The organism is Anoxybacillus flavithermus, from assembly GCF_002742685.1.
Lineage (GTDB): Bacteria > Bacillota > Bacilli > Bacillales > Anoxybacillaceae > Anoxybacillus > Anoxybacillus flavithermus_E.
Map to the genome: position 1 here is coordinate 1 of NZ_PEDM01000073.1, position 1,058 is coordinate 1,058.

General features: G+C 44.9%; 1 protein-coding gene. It reads left to right on the plus strand.

What is annotated here, in order from left to right; all coding sequences use genetic code 11:
* Positions 1–82: 82 nt before the first annotated feature.
* The coding region (locus CS060_RS13950; RefSeq protein ID WP_099669066.1) for an ISL3 family transposase at positions 83–1,058 on the plus strand (976 nt) is incomplete at its 3' end.

Here is a 1,058-nt window from a genome sequence, read left to right on the forward strand (position 1 = left end):
TAGAAGAAATAGAGGGTACAAAAAATGCGAATTTTCCTGTATGGTAAAGGTAACCAAACCGAACCATGGGAGGAAAATTCGCATGTACTCTCAGTTTATCAAAGAACTCATCGATTTACCAGATGTTTTGATTCAAAAGGTACGAAAAGAAGAAGAACGTTGGATTTTTGAACTTTCTCTTCCCGAACAATGCCCATTATGTCCTGTGTGCTTGAAACGCACGATCAAAATGACAGGCAAAAAGAAGCAGTGGATGCATGGCTATGCTCAGCGAATCGGAATCTTTTGGATTGAACTTCCTGTCGAGCGCAGACGTTGTGGTACGTGTGGCGCGACGTTCAGCACGTCCTATCCAGGAATCCCTCCTCGAAGTGTGGCAACGAATGCTTTTCAACAATGGGTGACGCAATCTTGTATCGGGACATCCATCCAGGCGGTAGCTCGTATGCTCAAGCTTCCTTACACGACCGTGGAACGTTGGTTTTATACCCATGCCCCTTCCTTCCTATCGAATGATATCCAACCAAAGGCGGTTTGTGTCGATGAATTTGCTTTTCGAAAAGGGCATGACTATGGAGTGGCGGTCATGGATGCCGACACGGGAGAAGTGTATGCCATTGAAGAAGGAAAGAACGAGGAAGCCATTGGGCGTGCATTGGCTCATGTGTCTCGTTCTGTTCAGGTTGTCGTGAGCGATTTGGCTCCAGCGATGAAAAAAGCGATTCAAGAAATTTGTCCAGAGGCGACTCACGTGGTCGATTATTTCCATGTCATTCAGCTGTTTACGAATGCTTTAGAACGTTGTCGCAAATATTTGGACAAAGGAGGCAAGAAACACGGAAATGTTCGTTACGTTTGCCGTTTATTGAGCCAATACCCAGAAAAATTGACAGAGGAAGAACGTCAAATCATACGAGAATGGTGTAATGAAAGCGATTATCTAAAGTCGGTCTACCAATCGCTCCAACATTTTCGCTATGTGTCCAAAAGTAAAGACGAGCAACAGGCGAAACGACGTTTGGAGGCTTGGATTCACCGATATGTATGTTGTCCTTGTT